General features: G+C 67.7%; 18 protein-coding genes. 15 read left to right on the plus strand and 3 right to left on the minus strand.

Going from position 1 to position 20,114, the window contains the following annotated elements; translation table 11 throughout:
* Window positions 1–309: 309 nt before the first annotated feature.
* The 5 genes from BBJ41_RS26965 (at window position 310) to BBJ41_RS26985 (ending at window position 6,064) form a co-directional block, all read left to right on the plus strand.
* The gene (locus BBJ41_RS26965) at window positions 310–1,698 is read left to right on the plus strand and encodes an NCS2 family permease (protein WP_069749264.1); all 1,389 of its coding nucleotides are present in this window, start codon (window positions 310–312) and stop codon (window positions 1,696–1,698) included.
* Between the two features lie 216 nt (window positions 1,699–1,914).
* Entirely contained in the window at window positions 1,915–2,508 is a 594-nt protein-coding gene (locus tag BBJ41_RS26970; RefSeq protein WP_069749265.1) for a hypothetical protein, read from the plus strand.
* A 294-nt stretch (window positions 2,509–2,802) separates the two neighbouring features.
* A complete protein-coding gene (locus tag BBJ41_RS26975) occupies window positions 2,803–3,723 on the plus strand; it encodes a LysR substrate-binding domain-containing protein (RefSeq protein ID WP_069749266.1) in 921 nt (306 codons plus the stop codon).
* A gap of 227 nt (window positions 3,724–3,950) precedes the next feature.
* The gene (locus BBJ41_RS26980) at window positions 3,951–4,733 is read left to right on the plus strand and encodes an ABC transporter substrate-binding protein (protein WP_069749267.1); all 783 of its coding nucleotides are present in this window, start codon (window positions 3,951–3,953) and stop codon (window positions 4,731–4,733) included.
* 215 nt (window positions 4,734–4,948) lie between these two features.
* Window positions 4,949–6,064, plus strand: coding sequence for a succinylglutamate desuccinylase/aspartoacylase family protein (locus tag BBJ41_RS26985; protein WP_069749268.1), 1,116 nt, complete (start codon window positions 4,949–4,951; stop codon window positions 6,062–6,064).
* Window positions 6,065–6,199: 135 nt separating this feature from the next.
* Here the strand turns inward: BBJ41_RS26985 and BBJ41_RS26990 are convergent, their stop codons facing one another.
* Window positions 6,200–7,006, minus strand: coding sequence for a MetQ/NlpA family ABC transporter substrate-binding protein (locus BBJ41_RS26990; protein WP_069749269.1), 807 nt, complete (start codon window positions 7,004–7,006; stop codon window positions 6,200–6,202).
* A 594-nt stretch (window positions 7,007–7,600) separates the two neighbouring features.
* Here BBJ41_RS26990 and BBJ41_RS26995 point away from each other — a divergent pair.
* The 10 genes from BBJ41_RS26995 to BBJ41_RS27040 all read left to right on the plus strand — a co-directional run bounded on the left by BBJ41_RS26995 (window position 7,601) and on the right by BBJ41_RS27040 (window position 17,119).
* A complete protein-coding gene (locus BBJ41_RS26995; RefSeq protein WP_069749270.1) occupies window positions 7,601–8,758 on the plus strand; it encodes a porin in 1,158 nt (385 codons plus the stop codon).
* A 205-nt stretch (window positions 8,759–8,963) separates the two neighbouring features.
* Window positions 8,964–9,224, plus strand: coding sequence for a DUF2866 domain-containing protein (locus BBJ41_RS27000; RefSeq protein ID WP_011548992.1), 261 nt, complete (start codon window positions 8,964–8,966; stop codon window positions 9,222–9,224).
* Between the two features lie 124 nt (window positions 9,225–9,348).
* Window positions 9,349–9,732 carry a DUF6232 family protein gene (locus BBJ41_RS27005; RefSeq protein WP_069749271.1) on the plus strand — a complete coding sequence of 128 codons (384 nt, stop codon included), beginning with the start codon at window positions 9,349–9,351 and terminating at the stop codon, window positions 9,730–9,732.
* 181 nt (window positions 9,733–9,913) lie between these two features.
* Window positions 9,914–10,141, plus strand: a complete 228-nt coding sequence (locus BBJ41_RS27010; protein WP_069749272.1) for a hypothetical protein — start codon at window positions 9,914–9,916, stop codon at window positions 10,139–10,141.
* 232 nt (window positions 10,142–10,373) lie between these two features.
* A complete protein-coding gene (locus tag BBJ41_RS27015) occupies window positions 10,374–12,641 on the plus strand; it encodes a TonB-dependent hemoglobin/transferrin/lactoferrin family receptor (protein WP_069749273.1) in 2,268 nt (755 codons plus the stop codon).
* A gap of 49 nt (window positions 12,642–12,690) precedes the next feature.
* Window positions 12,691–13,782, plus strand: coding sequence for a hemin-degrading factor (locus BBJ41_RS27020; protein ID WP_069749274.1), 1,092 nt, complete (start codon window positions 12,691–12,693; stop codon window positions 13,780–13,782).
* A gap of 32 nt (window positions 13,783–13,814) precedes the next feature.
* Window positions 13,815–14,684: a heme/hemin ABC transporter substrate-binding protein gene (locus tag BBJ41_RS27025; protein ID WP_156814934.1), complete on the plus strand. Its 870-nt coding sequence runs from the start codon at window positions 13,815–13,817 to the stop codon at window positions 14,682–14,684.
* A 15-nt stretch (window positions 14,685–14,699) separates the two neighbouring features.
* Window positions 14,700–15,788, plus strand: coding sequence for a FecCD family ABC transporter permease (locus BBJ41_RS27030; RefSeq protein WP_069749276.1), 1,089 nt, complete (start codon window positions 14,700–14,702; stop codon window positions 15,786–15,788).
* Window positions 15,789–15,807: 19 nt separating this feature from the next.
* A complete protein-coding gene (locus tag BBJ41_RS27035) occupies window positions 15,808–16,629 on the plus strand; it encodes a heme ABC transporter ATP-binding protein (RefSeq protein ID WP_069749277.1) in 822 nt (273 codons plus the stop codon).
* Window positions 16,630–16,729: 100 nt separating this feature from the next.
* On the plus strand, window positions 16,730–17,119 hold the full coding sequence (locus BBJ41_RS27040; RefSeq protein WP_069749278.1) for a VOC family protein: 390 nt from the start codon (window positions 16,730–16,732) through the stop codon (window positions 17,117–17,119).
* A 21-nt stretch (window positions 17,120–17,140) separates the two neighbouring features.
* Here BBJ41_RS27040 and BBJ41_RS27045 read toward each other — a convergent pair whose 3' ends face one another.
* Both BBJ41_RS27045 and BBJ41_RS27050 read right to left on the minus strand, forming a co-directional pair.
* Window positions 17,141–17,752 (minus strand): trimeric intracellular cation channel family protein, encoded by a 612-nt coding sequence (locus tag BBJ41_RS27045; protein ID WP_069749279.1) that lies wholly within the window; start codon window positions 17,750–17,752, stop codon window positions 17,141–17,143.
* Between the two features lie 8 nt (window positions 17,753–17,760).
* Window positions 17,761–19,878, minus strand: coding sequence for a penicillin-binding protein 1A (locus tag BBJ41_RS27050; RefSeq protein ID WP_069749280.1), 2,118 nt, complete (start codon window positions 19,876–19,878; stop codon window positions 17,761–17,763).
* Window positions 19,879–20,114: the final 236 nt, after the last annotated feature.

Raw genomic sequence — 20,114 nt, forward strand, 5'->3', positions numbered from 1 at the left:
TGTTCCGTGACGACGGAGCCCCGTCGCACGCCGATATAAGCGCTGCGACATGCGCTGCATGCTCCTCCCCCAATGGGACGTGATGAGCGGTTCGCCTAACCTTCGCTACGGCAAAGCACACGTGACGGGGTCGACCACACAACGCGTCGTACCACGCGGCTCGCTCGCGATCGCATCGATTCGCGCACGACGACACGAATCACGCGGCATGCGTCCCCACGACGTTGCCAATAATCCCAACTAGATACGAGACACCCTGACGACGGTTCGCTACGGGCCGTTTCAGCATGCTGATAAAGGAGCAAGCTCATGAGTGATACCCCGGTGCAGCCGACGGTCGGCGTCGGCGCGGAAGAAACTGACTTTGGCACCAAGGGAGTCATCGACCGGTACTTCGGCATTTCGTCGCGCGGCAGCACGCAGCGCCGCGAAATCATCGCAGGCGTGACCACCTTCCTCGCGATGGTCTATTCCGTGTTCGTCGTCCCCGGCATGTTCGGCAAGGCCGGCTTCGACACGAGCGCCGTGTTCGTCGCCGTCTGCCTCACCACCGCCTTCGGCTCGCTGTTGATGGGCCTGTGGGCCAAGCTGCCGATCGCGATCGGCTGCGCGATCTCGCTGACCGCGTTCACCGCGTTCGGCCTCGTGCTCGGCAAGGGGCTGCATCCGACGGTCGCGCTCGGCGCCGTGTTCCTGATGGGCCTCGTGTTCACGGGCATCTCGGTCACCGGCGTGCGTTCGTGGATCCTGCGCAACCTGCCCGCGGGCGTCGCGCACGGCACCGGGATCGGCATCGGCCTGTTCCTGCTGCTGATCGCGTCGAACGACGTCGGCCTCGTGATCAAGAACCCGGGCGCCGGCCTGCCGGTCTCGCTCGGCCAGATCACCGCGTTCCCGGTCATCATGTCGGTCGTCGGCCTCGCCGCGATCTTCGGCCTGGAAAAGCGTCGCGTGCCGGGCGGCATCCTGCTCGTCGTGATCGCGATCTCGGTGTTCGGCCTCGTGTTCGATCCGGCCGTGAAGTACCACGGCATCTTCGCGCTGCCGTCGCTGAGCGCACCGGGCCATGCGTCGCTGATCGGCGCGATGGACATCAAGGGCGCGCTGTCGATGGCCGTGCTGCCGAGCGTGCTGGCGCTGGTGATGACCGCCGTGTTCGACGCGACCGGCACGATCCGCGCAGTCGCGGGCCAGGCCGGCCAACTCGACGAAAACGGCCGCATCATCAACGGCGGCCGTGCGCTGACCGCCGATTCGCTCAGCTCGATCTTCTCGGGCTTCCTCGGCGGCGCACCGGCAGCGGCCTACATCGAATCGAGCGTCGGCGTGGCCGCCGGCGCGAAGACGGGCCTCGCGGCAGCGGTGGTCGGCCTGCTGTTCCTGGTCGTGATGTTCTTCTCGCCGCTCGCGGGCCTCGTGCCGTCGTACGCCACGGCCCCCGCGCTGATGTACGTCGGCCTGCTGATGCTCGGCAGCGTGAGCAAGCTGCACATGGACGACATGGTCGACGCGATGTCGGGCCTCGTGTGCGCGGTGTTCATCGTGCTGACCGCGAACATCGTGACGGGCATCATGCTCGGCTTCTCGACGCTCGTGATCGGCCGCATCGCCAGCGGCGAGTTCCGCAAGCTCAACGTCGGCACCGTGCTCATCGCGGCCGTGCTCGTCACGTTCTATCTCGGCGGCTGGGCCATCTGACCGCGAACATGCGCGACGTCGCCGGCAGAAGGACGGCGCGCATCGGGACGACAACGTCTCCTCCACCATCATCATCGTTGATGGTCTCCAAGCCTGGGAACGCAAGTTTCCAGGCTTTTTTTGTTGGTGCGCGACGATCGGCGCAGCCACCGGATTTCGGCGCGACACGAAACCGCGCCCGATGCTACGATCGCGTTTTTGCCTTCAGGAGCCGCCATGAACGCGCTCGGCATCGTCTCCGAATCGAGCACCCGGACCTCGGCGCGCAAGCCGCCGTTCCTCCCGTCGTTCGGCTTCCACGAAGTGCACGAATCGCAGCCGATCGGCGCGCCGCCGGCCCGCATCATCGACGCGGTCGCGTCGCTCGACATGCGCGCCGATCCGGTCATCGACGCGCTGATGACGGTGCGCGAAATCCCGGCGACGATCGTCGGCACGCTGCGCAACGGCCTCGCGCGAAACGAGCGCGAGCGCTTCGGCCTCCACGCATTCACGCTGCTGCACCGCGACGACAGGTCGCTGTCGCTCGGCCTCGTCGGGCGCTTCTGGCGCCCCACGCCCGACGTGCGCGCGATCGCCGACGCAACGGCCTTCATGCGTCACGACGACCCGCGCGACGCGAAGCTGGTGCTCCGGTTCGAAGTCGTCGGGCTCGCCTCCGGCGCGCACGTGCTGCGCACCGAAACCTTCATCCACTGCCCGACCGCACGCACGCGCTGCCTGTTCACGCCGTACTGGCTCGCGATCCGGCTGGGAAGCGGCTGGATCCGGCGCCGCACGCTGGCGGCCGTCGAAATGACGCTTGCATAGGCCCGCGCATCGGAACGGCTTGACCACGACCCGGCCGACGACGATCGCCGTCGCGGCCACGACAGCGCCGCCCGCCTGTGCGAGCCATCGCGCGTGTCGTCGGCACGTCGCCGCAGCGGTATCGTGATGCATTCCGCGCGCAGTCCGGCGCATGACGTTCGCCGCGCATCGGCGTCCGGTGCGTCGAACCCGCCACGTCTGCCCGTGCGCGCGCAATCATCAGGATCGCTACCAAAATCCGCCGCCTTGCGCCACCCGCCAACGCCGCACTTTCGCGGCAACCGGACCCGACCGATGACCCGCATCCGCAACCCCCTGAACATGGCGCAGCTCCAGGCGTTCGTCTCCGCCGCGCATCACAAGAGCTTGCGCGCCGCCGCGCGCGAACTCGGCGTCACGCAGCCCGCGATCACGCACACGATCCGCGAACTCGAAACGGCGCTCAATGCGGAGCTGCTCGCGCGCAGCGTGCGCGGCGTCGAGCTGACCGCCTGCGGTCATGCGCTGCTGCCGCGCGCCGAGCAGTTGCTCGGCGACATCCGCCGCACGGTCGAGGCCGTCGAGCAGGTGAAAGGCGAGATGTCGGGGCGCGTCGCGGTCGGCACGATGCCGTCGATCGCGCTGACGGCGCTGCCGCACGCGGTCACGGCATTTCGCCAGTCGATGCCGAACGTGAGCCTGCATCTCGAGGAAGTGACGGTGCCCGACGCGCTCGCGCAGTTGCGCAACGGCACGCTCGACATCGCTGCGATGCACCATGTGCCCGCGCTCGACCGCGATTTCACGCAATCGCCGCTGCTGTCGACCGAGTTCACCGTCGTGATGCGCGAAGGCCACCCGCTCGCGCATGCGCGCCGTTTAGAGGAACTGCTCGACGCCGAGTGGATCGTCACCGTCGGCGCCGAGCAGTTTCCGCACAGCGTGATGGTCGGGATGTTCGAGGCGCGCGGGCTGCCGCTGCCGAAGCGCCTGCTGCGTTCGCCGATGTCGTTCGCGGTGACGCTCGGGCTCGTCGCGCGCTCGGACGTGATCGGCTGCTTCACGCGCCCGCTCGCCGCGATGGTCGCGCCGCTCGGCATCCGCACGGCCGAACTCGACGAAAGCATGCCGCGCTTCGACCTGTCGATCATCGCGCGGCGCGACCTGCTGCCCACGCCCGCCGTGTCGCAGTTCGTCACGTGCCTGCAGCGCGCGGTCAACGAAACGCTCGGCTGAATCGTTCCTGTGTGTGAAACGGCGGCGCTCCCCGGCGCGCCGCCGCCGGGCCCGGTATCGGGGCTTGTCCTAGGCGCCCTGCCGGTATTTTGTCTTGATAATCTTGCGCACGTCGCGCGCCCGCATCGGGTGGGCGAAACGGACAGTCCGACGCGAAGCCGCGCCGGGCCGAAGGCTTACGGCGCGGCACAACCGCGCACCCATCGAACAAAACGAGGAGTCACCGAGTGAAAAAGATTCTTGCGGCTGTGACCGTTGCCCTGCTCGCCGTATCGGCAGGCGGCGCCTACGCGAAAGACTGGTCGACCGTGCGGTTCGGCGTCGACGCAAGCTACCCGCCTTTCGAATCGAAAGGCGCTGACGGCAAGGTCGTCGGTTTCGACGTCGATCTCGGCAATGAAATCTGCCGCCGCATGAACGCGAAGTGCGTGTGGATCGAAAACGACTTCGACGGGATGATCCCGGCACTGAAGGCCCGCAAGTTCGACGGCGTGCTGTCGTCGATGTCGATGACGCCGGCGCGTCAGGAACAGATCGCGTTCTCGGCGAAGCTGTTCAACACGCCGACGCGCCTCGTGACGAAGAAGGGCGCGGGCCTGATGCCGACGGCCGAATCGCTGAAGGGCAAGTCGGTCGGCGTCGAACAGGGCACGATCCAGGAAACCTACGCGAAAACGTACTGGGCCTCGAAGGGCGTGAACGTCGTGCCTTACCAGAACCAGGACCAGGTCTACGCCGACCTGATCTCGGGCCGTCTGGACGGCGCGCTGCAGGACGCGGTGCAAGCCGAGATCGGCTTCCTGAAGACGCCGCGCGGCGCGAGCTTCGATTTCGCCGGCAAGGATCTCGACGATCCGAAGACGCTCGGCGAAGGCGCCGGCATCGGCCTGCGCAAGGAAGACACCGACCTGAAGGCGAAGATCGACGGCGCGATCGCCGGCATGCGCAAGGACGGCACGTACGCGAAGATCGCGAAGAAGTACTTCGATTTCGACGTCTACGGCAAGTAAGCGCACGATACGCATCCGTGCAAACGGGCTCCGCAAGGAGCCCGTTTTTTTTGCGCGCGGCGCAGCGGCGGGGTTATTTTTTCCTTGCCAACCTGATGATTCTCAAGGGAAAACCGGGTGATCCGGTGCGGGTTTGGTGGCGGCTGGTCAGGCAACGTACAATCGATCTTCCACGCACACCGGATCATTCGCGGCTGCGCCGCACTCCCCTCATCATGCAAACGCAGACCCATCCGCTGATTTCCCCCGCCATCGGCACCGAACGCCAGATCACGAGCTTCCACTACGGCCCGCGCGGCGGCAAGAAGGTCTACATCCAGTCGTCGCTGCACGCGGACGAACTGCCCGGCATGCTGGTCGCCACGCTGCTGCGCCGCAAGATCGCCGCGCTCGAAACCGCGGGCAAGCTGCGCGGCGAAGTCGTCATCGTGCCCGTGCCGAACCCGATCGGCCTGTCGCAACACGTGTTCGGCGATCACCTCGGCCGCTTCGAGCTCGGCTCGATGCAGAACTTCAACCGCAATTTCTACGATCTCGCGGCGCTCGTGCTGCCGCGTATCGAAGGCCACCTGACGAACGACGCGCAACGCAACCTCGTCGCCGTGCGCGCCGCGATGCGCGAAGCGCTCGACGAGCAGAAACCGCGCACCGAGCTCGATTCGCAGCGCCTCGCGCTGCAGAAGCTGTCGTTCGACGCCGACATCGTGCTCGACCTGCACTGCGACAGCGACGCGGTGATGCACCTCTACACGAATCCCGATCTGTGGCCGGACGTCGAGCCGCTGTCGCGCTATCTCGACGCGCAGGCGTCGCTGCTCGCGCTGAATTCGGTCGGCAACCCGTTCGACGAGATCCACAGCTTCTGCTGGTCGGATCTGCGCAACCGCTTCGGCGATCGCTTCCCGATCCCGAACGGCGCGATTTCCGTCACGGTGGAACTGCGCAGCGAGCGCGACGTGTCGTACGAGTTGGCCGAAAAGGACGCACAGGCGATCGTCGAATACCTGACCGAGCGCGGCGTCGTCGACGGCACGCCTGCGCCGCTGCCGCCGCTCGCGCATCCTGCCACGCCGCTCGCAGGCACCGATCCGCTCGTCGCGCCGGTGTCGGGCGTGATCGTGTTCCGCACGCCGGTCGGCGCGATGATCGAAGCCGGCCAGGAAGTGGCCGACATCGTCGATCCATTGACCGATCGCGTCGTCACGCTGAAGAGCAGCGTGTCGGGCGTGCTGTACGCGCGCCAGATCGTGCGCTTCGCGACCGCCGGCATGGAAGTCGCGCGGATTGCCGGCGCCACCGCGATCCGCACGGGTTCGCTGCTGTCGGCCTGAGCGATCGGCCCCGCGCGCCGCACAACGGCGCGCATCGGCGAAACACCGACGAAGCACCAACGAAATCGCCCGCTTGCGCGGGCGATTTTTTTATCCAGGGTGCCCGGCGATCCGGGCGGCAGCACGTTCGAGCGTTCAGAACGCCGGCACGATCGCGCCGCTGAACTTCTGGTCGATGAACTTGCGCACGTCTTCCGATTCATAGGCCGCGACGAGTTTCTTCACCCACGGCTTGTCCTTGTCCTGCGCGCGCACCGCGATCAGGTTCGCGTAAGGCCCGCGCAGATCCTCGATCGCGATCGCATCCTTCACCGGCGTGAGCCCCGCCTTCACCGCGTAATCGGTGTTGATCGATGCGGCATCGACGTCCGGCAGCGCGCGCGGCAACTGCGCGGAGTCGAGTTCGACGATCTTGATCTTCTTCGGATTCTCGGCGACGTCGAGCGGCGTCGCGTTCACGCCGTTCGTGCCAACGCCCGGCTTCAGCTTGATCACCCCGTATTTCTGCAGCAGCAGCAGCGCGCGGTTGCCGTTCGACGGATCGTTCTGAATTCCGACCTTCGCGCCCACCGGCAAGTCCTTCAGCGACTTGATCTTCTTCGAATAGAAGCCCATCGGCGCCGTATAGGTGAGCCCGACGTTCACGATCTTGTAGCCGCGCTGCTTGATCTGGCTGTCGAGGAACGGCTGGTGCTGGAAGCCGTTCGCGTCGAGATCGCCGGAGTCGAGCGCCGCGTTCGGCTGCACGTAATCGTTGAATTCGATGACCTTGATCGCGAGGCCTTCGCGGGCGGCCACCTTCGTCACTTCGGTCCAGATCTGCGCGTCGGGGCCGCTCATCGTGCCGATCTTCAGCGTCTGCGGGTCGGCGTGCGCGCCGGGCGCCGCGAATGCGAGGGCCGCGGCGAGTGCGCCGAGGCCGGTCAGGAGCGAACGTCGCATGGTGTCCTCTTGTCCCGTGTCGTTTGTTGGAGCACGGATCGTCGCATGGGGCCCGAACACCGCCAACCAAGCTTATTTCATGTGCATATTCCCGCTTCGGGTCGAACGACAGCCGAATTCGGTATAACTCCCGATAGCGCAACCGGGCAGAATTTAGGGCCTGCTTGCTTATGGAACGTACATGCGAAAACCCGAAATCGCTCGCAGGGCAAGAAGTGAGGAGCGCCGTTTGGCCAAGCCAAACAAGCGACGAGCGACGCCGCCATGCGGGCGATTTCGGGCTTTCCCGTGAAATGTTTTTTTTAAATTTGGGGTTGCCACGAGAACGGCCGCTCGCCGCGTTGCGCTCCTTGCGAATACGCCAGTATTCGCGGCGTCGCGCGCCTCGCGAGCGGCCGTTCTCGTGGCAACGCATGCACGTTCCATAAGCAAGCAGGCCCTAATGTCGCATCGACGCCACACATTCTTCATATGACAGTCGCTGTCATATTCATTACGTGGCCCCTCGATAAAGTTGCCGCCGGTCCGTGAAAGCGCCCATAGAGAGCGCCGGAACCGCAACTGGACACGCCATTTATTCGCTCGGAGAATCCTTTGAACAAGAAACTGTTGACCATCGCCGCCCTGGCAGCAACGGCCGGCACGGCACACGCACAAAGCAGCGTGACCCTGTACGGCGTCATCGATGCCGGTATCAGCTACGTGAACCACAGCAAGACCGCCAACGGCGGCACGGGCAAGCTGTTCAAGTACGACGACGGCGTTGCCCAGGGCAGCCGTTGGGGCCTGCGCGGCACCGAAGACCTCGGTGGCGGCCTGAAGGCGATCTTCGTGCTCGAAAACGGCTTCAACAGCGGTAACGGCACGATCGGCCAGGGTGGTGCGATCTTCGGTCGCCAGGCCTACGTCGGCCTGAGCCAGTCGCAGTACGGCACGGTCACGTTCGGCCGCCAGTACTCGTTCTCGACCGACATCCTCGGCTCGAACTACTCGACGGGCGGCAACACGGTCGCGGGTAACTACGCGTACCACGTCAACGACATCGACCAGCTCACGTCGAGCCGCATCAACAACGCAGTGAAGTTCCAGAGCGCGAACTACTCGGGCTTCACGTTCGGTGCGTTGTACGGCTTCTCGAACTCGACGGACTTCGCAGGCGCAGCCGCAACGACGTCGGGCACGACGACGACGGCAGGCTCGTCGCGCGCATACAGCTTCGGCCTGAACTACGCGAACGGCCCGATCTCGGTCGGCGCGGCGTACACGGACATCCGCTTCCCGAGCCAGTCGACGCCGGCATTCTCGACGTCGATCGCGAACCTGAGCACGGGCAACGTCCGCGACCTGCGCACCTACGGCGTCGGCGGCCGCTACGTCTGGGGCCCGGCAACGGCATGGCTGCTGTGGACGCGTACGCAGTTCTCGACGGTGTCGGGCGCGGGCGGCACGTTCTACAACGCATACGAAGCAGGTGCGAAGTACGCGTTCACGCCGGCTCTGTCGGGCGGCCTCGGCTACACGTACACGAACGCGACGCAGAGCGGCAACTCGTGGCACTGGAACCAGGTCAACGGTATCGCCGACTACGCACTCAGCAAGCGTACGGACGTGTACGGCCTGGTCGTGTACCAGCAGGCATCGGGCAAGGGCGTGCAAGCGCAGATCGGCTCGAGCACGAGCTACTTCAATACGTCGGGCACGGGTTCGAAGAACCAGATCGCCGCGCGTATCGGTATCCGTCACAAGTTCTAAAGCATTCGCTTAACTCGCGGATCACGACGGCAAGAGGCGCCCCGCTCCACGCGGGGCGCTTTTTTATGTGCTTTTAAGTTTCGCTTAATTCTGGGCTGAGAGGATGCTCTCACCCCCCCTGTTGGCCGCCTGAGCATCGGCGGCTTTTTTTTTAAATGACGACGGCGCCGCCATCGATTGCCACAAGAGAGGATCGGAGGCCATGATGATCGAAGATACCGTTTTCAGCCATCTGCACGCGATTCTGACGTGCCAACATTCGTTGCCGGTCCAGAGCTGCCGCGTCTCGGTTGAAATGCAGCGCCCCTGGGGCCGCCCGTATCGTCTCGTCGAATGGACGATGCATCTCGACGCGCCCGCGCGGCGCCAGATCGTGCCGGCCGAATCGACCGACGAAGAGATCGCCGAGGTCGTCGCATCGCACGTGCCGGGCCGGCTTTACGGCGACGGCCGGCTGCAGTTCTGAACACCCTCCCTGTCCATCCGATTCCCCCGTTTCGGCCGCGCCGCACGCGTCGTGCGGCAGTCGGTCTCGTTTGACGCAACAACGAAACCTGCTACGCTGCGCGTTTTCGTCCACGCAACACACGATGGAAAACGCATTCAACGAACGCGGCGTCATGATCACGCGCAACGGCCTGTCGGCCGCCGGGCAGGTATTCGCACTGCGTGACATCCGCCAGGTCGACGTCGTCAAGATTCCGAAGAACCGCCTCGTTCCGTCGCTGATCTCGCTGATCGGCGTGGCCGCCGCCATCGCAGGCGGCATCGGCGCATCGAGCGCCGCGCTCGTCGTCGGCGTGATGCTCGTCGTCGTCGGTTATCTCGCGTGGGCCACGCAGGACATCACGTATCGCCTGATGGTCGAGATGCCCGACGGCAAGCGCGAAGCGCTGTCGAGCGTCGATGCCGAATTCGTCGAGCGCGTCGCGCAGGTCGTGCGCGATGCACAGGCCGCGACGGCTGCCGGCTGATTTTTGCCCGCCGCGCTTCGAAGCGCGGTGCGTTTCGACTCGCGCGGCACACCGCCGCGATCGCGGCTTCCCTGTCGCCTCACGTTCTCCGCATCATCGCGCGTACCGCGCCTGCGCTGCGTACGCCGACCGCCTAGTATGGAAAGAGCGGCCCGCCGCCGCATCGTCCGAGGAGGTCGGCATGAACGTTCAATTGCTGTCCGGCATGCTTCGCGCGCAGGAACTGCTGCTCGTGTCGATGATCCGCGCGCTTCCCCTTGACGAACGACGTGCGCTCGTCGATCTCTACACCGAACAGATCGCGTTCGCCGAACAGGCGGGCCTCGAAGGCCACGGCGATCGCGCGACGCACGATGCGTTCATCTCGCATGCGCGCAACCTGCTGATCCGTATCGAAGCGATGGCTTAGCGCCGGTTTCTCCCGAATTTCCCTGCGCGGCGCGCGCCGGCGGCGCAGGTAAGCGCTCACTCGCACGCGGCGCTTTCCTTCTTGTATTGATAATAATTCTCATTTACACTGGTAAAGTTGTCAGTTGCCTTTCAATTCGCCGTTTGCCGCATTTCGCGTGCGAACGGGCCAGCCAGGTGAACGCGTCACCCAGCCAGCCTTCGGGCTTGTCATCATCACTGGGAGACCACCTGTGCATTGCTATTCGTTGGCGCGGCGGCCGATCTGCGCCGCGCTGTTCGGCGCGTTCGGCCTGTCCGCCGCCCCGGCTTACGCCGATTCATCGCCGCAAGGCGCCGCCACGCCGCCTGCCGTCCTCCTCGCCGCGTCCACGCGCGGCGACGCGCTGCTCGACCCCGTCACCGTCACGGCGACCCGCACGGCCACCGCCGCGAGCCGCACGGCGGCGTCCGTGTCGGTGATCACCGCCGAGGATCTCGAGAAACAGCAGGCGACGAACATCAAGGACGCGCTGCGCTACGAACCGGGCATCACGGTGCGCCGCACCGCGTACCGGCCCGGCAACGCCGCGCTCGGCGGCGGCCGCGACGGCGATTCGAGCATCAACATCCGCGGCCTCGAAGGCAATCGCGTGCTGCTGATGGAAGACGGCATCCGCCTGCCGAACGCATTTTCGTTCGGCCCGCTCGAAGCGGGCCGCGGCGACTACGCCGACCTCGACACGCTCAAGCGCATCGAAATCCTGCGCGGGCCGGCCTCGGCGCTCTACGGCAGCGACGGCCTGACCGGCGCGGTGAACTTCATCACGAAGGACCCGCGCGACCTGCTGTCGATCTACAACAAGCCTTACTACTTCTCGTTCCGGCCGAGCTACGACTCGGCCGACCGCAGCATCGGCGCGACCGTGTCGGCCGCAGGCGGCAACGATCGCGTGCAGGGGATGATCATCGCCGACGGCCGGCGCGGCCACGAGGTCGACACGCGCGGCGGCAACAACACCGCGAGCACGCTGCGCACGACGTCGAACCCGCAGGACGTCTATTCGGAATCGCTGCTCGGCAAGCTCGTGCTGACGCCCACCGCGCGCGACACGATCAAGTTCACCGCCGAAACGGTGCAGCGCCGCGTGAGCACCGACGTGCTGTCCGCGATCAACCCGCCGACCACGCTCGGCCTCACGACGAACGACCGGCTCGAGCGCAACCGCTTCAGCATCGACTACGACTTCCGCGACGACGCATTCCGCTGGTTCCAGACCGCGCACGTGCAGTTCTACTACCAGGATGCGAAGCAGGATCAATACGCGTTCGAGACACGCGGCGCGCCGCTAAAATCGCGCTCGCGCGACAACCAGTACAAGGAGCGCACGTTCGGCGGCTCCGCCTTCGCCGAAAGCGGCTTCTCGACCGGCCCGCTCGCGCACAAACTGCTCTATGGCGTCGACGGCAGCCTGTCGCGCGTGACGAACAGGCGCGACGGCACGGTGCCGGGCGTCGGCGAAGCGTTCCCGAACAAGGCGTTCCCCGACACCGACTACACGCTGTTCGGCGCGTTCGTGCAAGACCAGATCGGCTACGGCCGTCTGCTCGTCACACCGGGCCTGCGCTTCGACACGTACCGGCTGAGCCCGACGGAAAACGATCCGCTGTTCACCGGCAAGGCCGTGTCGACGAGCGCGAACGAACTGTCGCCGCGCGTCGCGGTGCTCTACGAGATCACGCCCGCAGTCATCCCGTACGTGCAGTACGCGCACGGCTTCCGCGCGCCGACGCCCGACCAGGTGAACAGCAGCTTCTCGAACCCCGTGTACGGCTACACGTCGATCGGCAACCCGAACCTGAAGCCGGAGACGAGCGACACGTTCGAAGCGGGCCTGCGCGGCAAGGCCGGCACGGGCTACGGCGTCGTGCGCTACAGCGCGGCCGCGTTCACGGGCCGCTACCGCAACTTCATTTCGCGCACGACGATCGCCGGTGCCGGCCGGCCGGCCGACCCGTTCGTATTCCAGTACGTGAACTTCGCCGACGCGCGCATCCACGGCCTCGAAGGCCGCGCCGAATGGGTGATGCCGAACGGCATCACGCTGAAGACGGCGATGGCGTTCACGAAGGGCTCGACCCAGAACGACGGCGCGGCCAGCCAGCCGCTGAACACGGTCAACCCGTTCTCGGCCGTGTTCGGCGTGCGCTACGAGCCGAGCGAGCGCTGGTTCGTGCAGACCGACCTGCTGTTCCAGGCTGCCAAGCGCGACAAGGACGTCGACAAGTCCGACTGTTCGAACAAGGCATGCTTCACGCCGCCGTCGTCGTTCGTCGTCGACCTGCGCGGCGGCTACCGCTTCAACAAGCACGTGAGCGCGACGATCGGCATCCGCAACCTGTTCGACCGCAAGTACTGGAACTGGTCGGACGTGCGCGGCATCGCGTCCGATTCGCAGGTGCTCGATGCCTATACCTCGCCCGGACGCACGGTCGCCGTCAGCATGAAGGTGGATTTCTGATGCGCGCCGCCCGCGTTTCCTACCCAACCGTTACACGAAGGAGTCCGACATGATGCAATCCGCCCTTCCCGGTCAACCGGCCACGCCGGCCCGCGCGGCCGCCGCGCTGCGCGACGCGTTCATCAAGCTCAAGCGCGAGCGCCAGCTGCGCAACCGCGACGTCGCTCAGGCGCTCGGCGTCAGCGAAGGCGAAGCGCTCGCCGCGTTCGTCGGCGAGCACGTCGTGCGGCTCGACGCGCGCTTCCCGGCGATGTTCGAGGAAATGCCGCGCCTCGGCCGCGTGATGGCGCTCACGCGCAACGACACGGCGGTCCACGAAAAGGACGGCGAATATGCGCAGATGAGCCACGACGGCCCCGTCGGCCTCGCGCTCGGCGAGATCGACCTGCGCATCTTCTATCGCCACTGGGTGTCGGCATTCGCGGTGCACGACGAGACCGCGCACGGCCCGCTGAAAAGCCTGCAGTTCTTCGACGCGCAGGGCCACGCGATCCACAAGGTCTACCTGCGCGCGCACAGCGATCACGCCGCGTACGACGCGTTCGTCGAGCGCTGGCGCGCGCCGTCGCAGGAACCGGGCCTCGACGTCGCGGCCGCCGCGCCGAAGACGCCCGAGCGCGCCGATACCGAGATCGACGTCGCGGGCTTTCGCGCCGCGTGGGACGCGATGACCGACACGCACCAGTTCTTCGGCATCACGCAGCGCTTCGGCGTGAGCCGCATGCAGGCGCTGCGCCTCGCCGATCCGCAATACGCGTATCCGGTCGAAACCGCGCATGCGCTGCGCCACGTGCTCCAGCAGGCCGCGCAAAGCGGCCAGCCGATCATGGTGTTCGTCGGCAATGCGGGGATGATCCAGATCCATACGGGCCCCGTCGCGAACGTGCGCGAAGTCGGCGCATGGATCAACGTGCTCGACCCTGATTTCAACCTGCACGTGCGCGAAGACCTGATCGCCGCCGCGTGGGTCGTGAAGAAACCGACGAGCGACGGCATCGTCACGTCGCTCGAACTGTTCGACCGGCAGGGCGACCATGTCGCGCTGCTGTTCGGCGAGCGCAAGCCCGGCAAAGTCGAACGCGACGACTGGCGTGCGCTCGTCGCGACGCTGCCGCCCGCAGCACGCGGAGACGCACGGTGAGCGCGCGATCGTTCGATCCGCGGCGCCGCGCGATGCTGGCGGCGGCGGCCGGCGCGCTCGCGGGCGCGCTGCCGGGCCGCGTGCTCGCGCAGGCCGCGCCGAAGCGCGTGGTCGTGATCGGCGGCGCGCTCGCGGAAACCGCGTTCGCGCTCGGCGGCGCCGACACGCGCAGCTACCGGCTCGTCGGCGCCGACACGACCTGCACGTATCCCGATGCCGCGAAGCGGCTGCCGAAAGTCGGCTATCAGCGTGCGCTGTCGGCCGAGGGGCTGCTGTCGCTGCGGCCCGATCTCGTGCTCGCGTCGGCGGAAGCCGGCCCGCCCGCCGCGATCGCGCAGGTGAAAAGCGCCGGCGTCGCGGTGACGACGTTCGACGAACGCCACGACGTCGAATCGGTGCGCGCGAAGATCACGGGCGTCGCGCAGGCGCTCGACGTGCGCGACGCGGGCGCGGCCTTGCTGCAACGCTTCGACCGCGACTGGCAGGCCGCGCGCAACGCGGTCGCCGCGCGCGCGCCCGGCGGCGCACAGCCGCCGCGCGTGCTGTTCGTGCTGAACCATACCGGCAACCAGGCGCTCGTCGCCGGCCAGCGCACGGCCGCCGACGCGATGATCCGCTACGCGGGCGCGCGCAATGCGATGCAGGGCTTCGATCACTACAAGCCGCTGACGACCGAAGCGCTCGCCGCCGCCGCACCCGACGTCGTGCTGATCTCCGACGAAGGGCTCGCGGCCGTCGGCGGGCGCGCCGCGCTGCTCGCCACGCCCGGCTTCGGCGCGACGCCGGCCGGCCGCGCGCAACGCGTCGTGTCGCTCGATGCGCTGTTCCTGCTCGGCTTCGGCCCGCGCCTGCCGCTCGCCGTCACGACCCTGCACCGACGCCTGTCGGATGCGCTCGCCTGATTCCGGATTGCCTCGATGCCCGCTCATGCTTCGCCTTTCACCGCGTCGTCGCACGCATCGCGCACCGGCGCGGCGCGCGTCGGCACGTCGCGCCGCTTCGCGCCTTTCGCGCTGGCCGCGCTCGCGTTCCTCGTGTGCGCGATGTCCGTCGTCGCGCTGTGCGTCGGCGCGTATCGCATTCCGCTCGCGCAAGCCTGGGCCGCGTTGAGCGGCGATGCGGCCGCGCAGCAGGCGCGCGCGGTGCTGTTCGACATCCGCGCGCCGCGCGTCGTGCTCGCGCTGCTGGTCGGCGGCGGCTTCGGCGCGGCCGGCGCCGCGATGCAGGCGCTGTTCCGCAATCCGCTCGCCGATCCGGGGCTCGTCGGCGTGTCGAGCGGCGCGGCACTCGGCGCGACGACGATGATCGTGCTCGGCCCTGCACTGTTCGCCGCGCACGTGAGCGCGGCCGCGCTGCCCGTCGCCGCGTTCGCGGGCGCGCTCGCGGTCGCGGCGCTCGTCTACCGGCTCGCCGCGTCGCGCGGCCGGCTCGCGCTGCCGCTGCTGCTGCTCGCCGGGATCGCGATCAACGCGCTGGTGGGCGCGGCAATCGGCCTGCTCACGTTCGTCGCCGACGATGCGCAGTTGCGCTCGCTGACCTTCTGGAGCCTCGGCAGCCTCGGCGGCGCGCAATGGCCCGCGCTGGCGGCCGTCGCGCCGTGCGTCCTGATCGGCTGCGTGCTGCTCACACGTGAACGCGATGCGCTGAACGCATTGCAGCTCGGCGAAACCGAAGCGCTGCATCTCGGCGTGCCTGTTCAGCGGCTGAAGCGGCGCGTGCTCGTCGCGGTCGCGCTGACGGTCGGCGCGCTCGTATCCTGCGCCGGCATCATCGGCTTCATCGGACTCGTCGCGCCGCATTGCGTGCGCCTCGCCTGCGGCCCCGATCAGCGGGTCGTGCTGCCCGGCGCCGCGTTGCTCGGCGCGCTGCTGACGCTGGCCGCCGATCTCGCCGCGCGCACGATCGCCGCGCCGGCCGAAATTCCGCTTGGCGTGCTGACCGCGCTGCTCGGCGCACCGTTCTTTCTTGCGCTGCTGTGGAAAAGCCGCGGCGCGCTTGGCGGGTAACCCTTCCCTCACGACGACCATGCTGACCGCCCACCATCTCGACGTCGCCCGCCGACACAACGCCATCCTCCGCGACCTGTCGCTGTCGATCGAGCCCGGCCGCGTGACCGCGCTGCTCGGCCGCAACGGCGCAGGCAAGAGCACGCTGCTGAAGACCTTCGCCGGCGAACTGACCGGCAGCGTCGCGCCGAGCGGCGTGCGCGTGAGCGGCGACGTGACGCTGAACGGCGAACCGCTCGCGCGCATCGACGCGCCGCGCCTCGCGTGTCTGCGCGCGGTGCTGCCTCAGGCCGCGCAACCGGCCTTCCCGTTCAGCGTCGACGAAATCGTGCTGCTCGGCCGCTATCCGCATGCGCGGCGCAGCGGCGCGACGTCGCACCGCGATCGCGATATCGCATGGCGCGCGCTCGAACGCGCGGGCGCCGATGCGTTCGTCGGCCGCGACGTCACGACGCTGTCGGGTGGCGAACTCGCACGCGTGCAGTTCGCGCGCGTGCTCGCGCAGCTGTGGCCGGACGACGAAGCAACGGAGCGCGGCCCGCGCTACCTGCTGCTCGACGAGCCGACCGCAGCGCTCGATCTCGCGCATCAGCACCGGCTGCTCGACACCGTGCGCGCAGTCGCGCGCGAATGGCAGCTCGGCGTGCTCGCGATCGTCCACGATCCGAACCTCGCCGCGCGGCACGCGGACTCGATCGCGATGCTCGCCGACGGCACGATCGTCGCGCACGGCACGCCGCGCGACGTGATGACGCCCGCGCATATCGCGCGGTGCTATGGATTTTCCGTGAAGATGGTGGAAACCGGCGACGGTACGCCACCGGTCATGGTGCCCGCGTAGCGCGGGCGCACGCCGTGCGGCCAATGCCCGGCCGTGTCGGCATTCGAAACGTTCCCGCAGCATCATTCGCGCTTCGCGCATCCCCTTCGAGGAGACCCACATGCCGCTTCCGATGACCCGCATCATCCTGTACGTCCAGGACGTCGCATTGCTGAAGGCGTTCTATCAACGCCATTTCGACCTGCCCGTCGTCGAGGAAATCGACGGTGAATGGGCCGTGCTCGATGCGGGCGCGGTCGAGCTGGCGCTGCATCTGGCCGGCCCGGCGTTCCGTCACGCGGCTGCTCCCGCGAACCCGAATGCAAACGCGACCGCAAGCAACGTGAAACTCGTCTTCCGCATCGACACCGATATCGAAAGCCATCGCGACCGTCTCGCCCGCGACGGCGTCACGGTGCGCGACATCAAGCGCTACGATGGATTCCCGTACCAGATGGTCGACGGCATTGATCCGGAAGGGAATGTCTTTCAGGTGATGCAGCCGGACTGAACGCCGGCGCGCGGCCGCGCGTCAATGTTCGACGTCGGCCGCGCCGAAGGTCCGCATCTTCCAGCCCAACTGCACGGCCAGCATCCGCATCGAGAAACCGGCCGCGAGCGCCACCACCGTCGCGAAGCCCGCATCGATGCCGAGATGCTGCATCCCGACGTACAACGTGCCCGTGAAGAACGCGACGCTCGCGTACAGTTCCTCGCGCAGGATCAGCGGCATCTCGTTGCACAGCAGGTCGCGCAGCATCCCGCCGCACACGCCGGTGATCGCACCGGCCAGCACGACGATGATCGGCGCCGAGCCCGTCGACGCGCCGATGTCGCAGCCGATGATCGTGAACGCGGCGAGGCCGATCGCATCGACGGTGACGAACAGCGTCTTCATGCGCGCGACGTGCCGGGCGGCCCATGACGCGACGGTCGCCGCGACGAGCGTGATCACCAGGTATTCGGGATGCGCGATCCAGCCGAGCGGATAGTGGCCGAGCAGCACGTCGCGCACGGTGCCGCCGCCGAGCGCCGTCACCGCGCCGACGAGCGCGAGCCCGAAACGGTCCATCCCGCGCCGCATCCCCATCAGCGCCCCCGACATCGCTTCCGCGACGATCGCAATCAGATAAAGCGTATGCATGGCGCGTGTCAGTCGTCGGTTCGGAACAGGTCGAGCACGCGTTCGCGCTCGGCCGCGTCGACGGCCGCGGGCATCGGCTCGTCGGGTTTGCCGCTGCCGGCCGGCGTATTGGCTGCGTCCGGCGCCGCCGTGCCGCCGCATGCGAAGCGGCTGCGGATGTACGACGGCACATCGGCCGTGCACGTGCCGCGCGTGTATTCGGCATACACGAAATCGCCGTCGACGAGCGCGACGTCCTGCGGCGGCGTCGCATCGACCGGCGTGCGCCCGTCGACAGCCGTCTTCATGTAGTCGAGCCAGACCGGCAGCGCCAGCGTCGCGCCGGTCGCGCGCCCCATCGGGCGCGGCGTGTCGTAGCCGAGCCACGCGACCGCGACGACGCCCGACGAGTAGCCGGCGAACCAGACATCCTTCGACCCGTTCGACGTGCCCGTCTTGCCGGCCGCGTCGTCGCGGCGCAGCGCGAGCGCGCCGCGTGCGGTGCCGGCCTTCACGACGTCACGCAGCATGCTGTCCATCATGAACGCGTTGCGCGCCGACACGACGCGCGCGCCTTCCGGCGTCGTCGCCTCGTACATCGCGCCGCCGTGACGCTGCTTCACCGACAGGATCAGGCGCGGCTCCATCCGCGTCCCGCCGTTCGCGAACACGCTGTACGCGCTCGCGAGCTCGAGCGGCGTCACCGCGCCCGCGCCGAGCGCGAGCGGCAGCGATGCCGGATTGCGCTGCGCGTCGAAGCCGAAATGCACCGCGTGCTGCTGCACGTAGCGCGCATCGGTGGCCTGCATCAGGCTGACCGCGACCAGGTTCTTCGAGCGCACGAGCCCGCGCCGCACCGGAATGAACCCTTCGTAGCGATTGCCGAAATTGCGCGGACGCCACGGCCGCGCGCCGGTTTCCGCGTGCGTGAGCGTGCGCTGCGTATCGTCGACGAGCACGCCCGGGAAATAGCCCTTCTCCAGCGCGGCCGAATAGACGAACGGCTTGAAGCTCGACCCCGGCTGGCGGTACGCCTGCAGCGCATGATCGAACACGTTGCGATTGAAATCAGCGCCGCCGACGAGCGCGAGCATGTCGCCGGTCGCCGCATCGAGCGACACGAGCGCGCCTTCGAGCCCGTTGCGCGTTTCGCGCTTCGCGGGCGGCTGCCGGCGCAGCGTGCGCTGGAGCGCGGCTTCGGCCGCGCGCTGGTCGCGCATCGAGATCGTCGTCGTCACGTCGAGGCCGAGCGTATAGGCGTCGTCGTGAAAGCGCTCGACCATCATGCGGCGCGCGCGCTCGGCAACGTACGGCGCGGCGACGATCCCGGGCGGCGGCGTGGTCGCCAGCGCGATCGGCGCGTCGACGGCCGCATGGTACGTCGCGTCGTCGAGCTGGCCGAGCGCATGCATGCGCCCGAGCACGTAGTTGCGCCGCGCGGTCGCGCGCGCCGGGTTGACGACCGGGTTGAACGCGGACGGCGCCTTCGGCAGCCCCGCGAGCACGGCCGCTTCGCCCGCGTTCAGCGCGTCGAGCGGCTTGCCGAAATACACGTTCGCGGCCGCCGCGAAACCGTACGCGCGCTCGCCCAGATAGATCTCGTTCATGTACAGCTCGAGCAGCTTGTCCTTGCTGTATTCGCGTTCGAGCTTGGCCGCCATCAGGATCTCGGCGAGCTTGCGGCTCAACACCTTGTCGCGCGTCAGATAGAAGTTGCGCGCGACCTGCATCGTGATCGTGCTGCCGCCCTGCCCCGGCTGCCCGGTCACGACGTTCGCGAACGTCGCGCGCGCGAGGCCGCCGAAATCGACCGCGCCGTGCTGGTAGAACTTCGCGTCCTCGGCCGCGAGCAGCGCCTGCCGCATCAGCGTCGGGATGCGTTCGAGCGGCACGAACTCGCGCCGCTCGACGCCGTATTCGGCGAGCAGATCACCGTCGCGCGAGAAGATCCGCAGCGGCAGCGCGGGACGATAAACGGCCAGGTGCTCGACGGACGGCAACTGCGTCCAGATGCGATGGATCGTCCATGCGCCGATGCCCGCGCACGCGAGCGTCAGGCCGAGCAGCGCGCCCGCGAGCGTGCGCCACACGCGTCGGCGGCGCGGCGGCGCGGGTGGCGGCGGTGGGGAAGCGGTGTGGTCGGTCAATGTCGGGCTCCTTCTTCGATGCCGCGACGGCCGGTGCGCGATACGCGCCGACCGTTCACGAAAGGCGCGCATTGTCGAAGGGATGGCGCGAAACCGGAACATTCTTTAGCCAAAGTTTGGCTGGCTAAATTTTATTTAGGAAAGCGCGCGAGACCATTCACGCTGCGCATGCGTGCCGATCAAGCGCGATCGGACGAACCGCACTGCGCGCGCTCCGGTTCGCCTGTACCATCGCG

Source organism: Burkholderia stabilis, assembly GCF_001742165.1.
GTDB classification, from domain to species: Bacteria; Pseudomonadota; Gammaproteobacteria; order Burkholderiales; family Burkholderiaceae; genus Burkholderia; species Burkholderia stabilis.